Below are 3,884 nucleotides of genomic sequence, written 5' to 3'. Positions count from 1 at the left end.
CGCGTTCGAGATGCTTCTCACGAGCCTGAAGGGTGTCAATATTCGGCAGGTCTCAGTGATGACGCGATCCGGCCGACAGTTCGCCGGCGGAGACCCTGACAAATGCACAATCTGCCGTTCGACCGCCCAGGACGATTCTGGCGGGGCAACCTGCACACTCATTCGGACCACTCAGACGGCGCATTGTCACCAGAGGAGACCAGCCGTCTCTACCAGGAGGCGGGCTACGACTTCGTGGCCATCACCGACCACTTCCGGGCCGAGTACGGGTTCCCACTGACCGACACCCGGGCACTGCGAACGACCGCCTTCACCACACTGCTTGGTGCCGAACTGCACGCACCACGCACCGAGTTCTCCACTGAATGGCACATCATCGCTCTCGGACTACCGCTCGGTTTCCCACCGCCCGACTCCGCCGAGTCCGGAACCGAACTTGCCCGCCGAGCCCGCGCAGCCGGAGCGTTCATCGGCATGGCACACCCGGCAGCGTCCCTGCTCACCCTCCCCGACGCAGAAAGCCTGGATGCCGCACACGCCGTCGAGGTATACAACGCCCTGTCAGCATGGGAAGACCGAGGCGACAGCTGGCACCTGTGTGATCTGCTGCTGGGCCGAGGTCACCGGCTGGGCGCCTACGCAGCCGACGACGCCCATTTCCAGCCCAAGGACCCTCCAGGCTGCGCAGCGTGGGTACAGGTACGCGCCGAATCTCTCAACCCCAACGCGCTGCTCGCCGCCCTCAAGGCCTGCCACTACTACTCCAGTACCGGCCCCGAGATCCACGACGTACGCCTCCATGACGGCAAGATCACCATCCGCTGCTCGCCTGTCAGCAGGGTGCTGGTCACCGGCTGCGTCCCAGGCAAGCAACTACAGGCCGGCCACGCACTCACCGAATGCACACTCCCGCTGGACATGTTCCGAGCCAGCGCTTACATCCGAGTGACCGTCGTCGACGCGACCGGCCAACGAGCTTGGAGCAACCCGATCTGGCTGAGCTGATCCGACTCGCCCTCTGGATCACGACAGCGATGGCAGACGTGATCCGCCTGCCGGTCGGCCGAATCGAACGCCGCCAAGTCCTCGGAGGCCTGATCAACGAGTACGAGAGAGCAGGCTGACCAGGGGTACGTTCGGCGGCGAAGTCGCAGCTCAACGCTCATGGCCACGTTTTGGCACCCTTCAGGCCAGCTCGTCCGGTTTGCTGATCGAGCGGCGTACCAGCAGCAGGTGCTCATCGGCTCCCGGGTCGATCAGCAGCCAGTCATACAACCGGTGCCCCTTGCTGCCCTCTCCGGCGGAGAGTCGTTGCCAGCCCTGCGCGGCGCGCGCCGTGCCAACCCCGTCGGCGCGAACAGGCCCTGTTGGTGGGGTGAAGCGCTGATCGCACGAGACGGCCATGATGTAGTTCAGGCCACAATCTTCCAGCCAGGCGCGCAATCCTGGGTTGTCTCCGTGTGCCTCGTCCGCGGTGAACCAGCCGATATCCGTGCCGCGTCCACAGGCGGGCCAGCATGCGCTGGGTCAGTTTCGGGCTTGGTCGCAAAGTCCACTTCGTCGCCGATTCCGGCCTCAGCGCAGCGTTGCCGATCGTCGGTCCACGATGTCGGCAGGTAAGGTTCGCGGTCGATCAACGCGTGTCCCTGGGCCGACACATAGGTCAAAAACACACCGAGCTGGCGGTTCTCGATGCGCCCCGCTGTGCGGGAGTACTGCCGCTGGACGCCCGTGGATTTGGTGCCCTTCTTCAAGTCTTCCGGGTCGTCACGGACAGTCCGCCGCGACCTGCGGCCCCCTTTGTGACGTTGATGCACATCGGTCTCCCTGTCGCCGGGCTTAACGACGGACTGGCCGACGCTGGCCAAGGTGACCTCCCAGGCCGGAAGGAGCGTGTCTCACCAGGCAACGCTATTTCGGCCGTAAGGGGGAGTTATGAGACGTGTCATAACGGTCGTGTTGGTGGTCGGGGGCATGCTCGCACTTGGCGCCTGTGGATTGCAGTCCGTACCGTCCTCGGCGGCCGCGCCGACACCGACAGCCACAGCGACCGCGACCGCGGCGCCTTCGGTGGTGCCGAGCACGGCCGCGGAAGCCACGCCAGTGGTCAAGAAGCGCACCGTTACCGAGACCCGGGTGATTCCGTTCAAGACCAGGAAGGTGAACGATCCCGCTCTTGCCAAGGGCACCACCAAGGTGAGGACCCGAGGCAGGACAGGCGTGAAGACCCTGACCTACGAGGTGACGCTCACCAATGGTGTGCAGACGGACAAGAGACTGGTACGTGGCGTGGTCACGAGCGCACCGGTAACCAGGGTCCTTGCGGTGGGTACGAGAAATACCCGACAGTGCGACCCGAACTACAGCGGTGGCTGCGTTCCGATCGCCAGCGATGTCGACTGCGCAGGCGGCAGCGGCAATGGCCCGGCCTACGTGCGAGGGCCGGTTCGAGTGGTCGGCACGGACATCTACGACCTTGACCGCGACGGCGACGGCATCGCATGCGACAGCTGAGGCGGACTCCATCACCACAGTCCAGGTCCCGGAGCTGTCCCTGCTGATCGCGCAGCATTCAGGCGGGCCGCCTGGCGGGTCCGGCAGGTCCGGTAGGTCCGGCAGAGACACGATCCTGAGTGCAGGCGCCGGCCACGTCGAGCTCGTCGGCCGGTCCGCCCGCCCTTGTGCGCGCCGTGACCTCTTCTGAAGCAATCCGGATAGCTTGATGAGCTGCACCGATTCACAGTCTGACCTGAGTGGCCGTGTGCCCCGACGTCCGTGCTCGTCCAGCGAGGTTCGAGCCGATTGTCACGCAGTTTGACAGGCAGTTGGTCGGCGGCGCTGGTCGCGCCCGCGGGCTTGTGTTCGCCAGGTGACCTCCGAGGTGTCGAGCCGGTGCTACTGGCTGCCGGCTATACCGTTCGTGCCATGGTCGACCAGAATGCTCTCGCCCCGTTCGTCCTCATCGAGCAGGAAACCGCGCCTGGCACCTTCGAGCTCGTTCTCTACGACGGGGACATGGAGGAGGTCGAAGATACGTTCCACGCATTGAACGCCGAGGGGCATGGTCACGGCTGGGAAGGCCTCGCACAGTCGGTGGTCAAGGCCCAGATGCCAGAGATCAGCAATCATTTGCACTTCACTTCGGAGGCTGGAACGTTCGTCGTCACCAGCAACGCGCTCAGCGCACTACAGCGCCTCGCCACCGTGCTCCATGCCGCCTTCCACCGCCGCACACTGCTGCACGAACTCATCCGAAATGCCGACCCGGACCTGCTTCCCAGATAAAGCAGGCGGGTGCCGCGATCGCTGTCCCTCGACGTCCGATGCGGTCCCGGCAGATCCAGAGCGGTTGCTGTCCTTTGCCGCTAAAGTCCAAGAACTCCCCACCGGACCACAGCCACCCGAACACAAGATTCCGCTTGAATAAGCAGCAAGAAACAAGACAGATCATCTAGCCGGAGTGTCACCCACCTCCGGAGCCAGATCTGTCACGGAGGTCATGAGCCCCGACTCCTGGTGGACAGTGTCAGTTGTCGTTGCTAGGGCTCGCGATTCCGCGGTGGGCAAACGATTGGGCAACCTGATCGAAGATCGAGACAGCGAGCTGCGGTTGGTTGGCTGCTTCGGCCACGGCAAGCCCAACCTGACCGTCGTACCCCACCAGCTCTGTGTGGCGCTCCACGATGAGGCCGAGTTGATAGATCAGTCCGACTACTGCCCCAGCATCAGAGCCCGCGTACCAATAGGGAACGGTAATCGCTGCCTCATTGAGGTGCCCCGAGCTTTCCGGACAGCGACCCCACTACGATGGGGTTCCGGAAAGGTAAAAATTTTGGCTCGACCGAAGAAGAGCTTCTCTCCTGAATATCGGGAGGAAGCCGTGA

6 protein-coding genes are annotated in these 3,884 nt (G+C 63.9%); 4 read left to right on the top strand and 2 right to left on the bottom strand.

The window, feature by feature from the left end; genetic code table 11:
- Positions 1 to 102: 102 nt before the first annotated feature.
- A complete protein-coding gene (locus HKK72_RS37130; protein WP_187239073.1) occupies positions 103 to 1,005 on the top strand; it encodes a CehA/McbA family metallohydrolase in 903 nt (300 codons plus the stop codon).
- 180 nt (positions 1,006 to 1,185) lie between these two features.
- Here the strand turns inward: HKK72_RS37130 and HKK72_RS37125 are convergent, their stop codons facing one another.
- Together HKK72_RS37125 and HKK72_RS43040 are read right to left on the bottom strand one after the other, a co-directional pair.
- Positions 1,186 to 1,443, bottom strand: coding sequence for a hypothetical protein (locus tag HKK72_RS37125; protein ID WP_187239072.1), 258 nt, complete (start codon positions 1,441 to 1,443; stop codon positions 1,186 to 1,188).
- Complete coding sequence (locus HKK72_RS43040) at positions 1,413 to 1,817, bottom strand: transposase (RefSeq protein WP_410050383.1); 405 nt, start codon at positions 1,815 to 1,817, stop codon at positions 1,413 to 1,415. The genes HKK72_RS37125 and HKK72_RS43040 overlap by 31 nt, the downstream gene beginning before the upstream one ends.
- 139 nt (positions 1,818 to 1,956) lie before the next feature.
- Between HKK72_RS43040 and HKK72_RS37115 the strand changes: the two genes are divergently transcribed.
- From HKK72_RS37115 to HKK72_RS40360, 3 genes are all read left to right on the top strand, one after another.
- Positions 1,957 to 2,514, top strand: a complete 558-nt coding sequence (locus HKK72_RS37115; RefSeq protein ID WP_222721622.1) for a G5 domain-containing protein — start codon at positions 1,957 to 1,959, stop codon at positions 2,512 to 2,514.
- Between the two features lie 411 nt (positions 2,515 to 2,925).
- Positions 2,926 to 3,285, top strand: coding sequence for an Imm51 family immunity protein (locus HKK72_RS37110; RefSeq protein ID WP_187239070.1), 360 nt, complete (start codon positions 2,926 to 2,928; stop codon positions 3,283 to 3,285).
- A 274-nt stretch (positions 3,286 to 3,559) separates the two neighbouring features.
- On the top strand, positions 3,560 to 3,884 hold a 325-nt coding region (locus HKK72_RS40360), incomplete at its 3' end, for a hypothetical protein (protein ID WP_222721621.1).

The sequence above is a fragment of the Actinomadura sp. HBU206391 genome, from assembly GCF_014323665.1.
GTDB lineage: Bacteria > Actinomycetota > Actinomycetes > Streptosporangiales > Streptosporangiaceae > Actinomadura_C.
This window is presented reverse-complemented; position numbering and strand designations above follow the sequence as displayed.

What these genes read in the sequence shown, in the direction of transcription:
- HKK72_RS37110 (WP_187239070.1), top strand. Translation starts at nt 2,926, where the DNA reads ATGGTCGACCAGAATGCTCTCGCCCCGTTCGTCCTCATCGAGCAGGAA.
- HKK72_RS37130 (WP_187239073.1), top strand. Translation starts at nt 103, where the DNA reads ATGCACAATCTGCCGTTCGACCGCCCAGGACGATTCTGGCGGGGCAAC.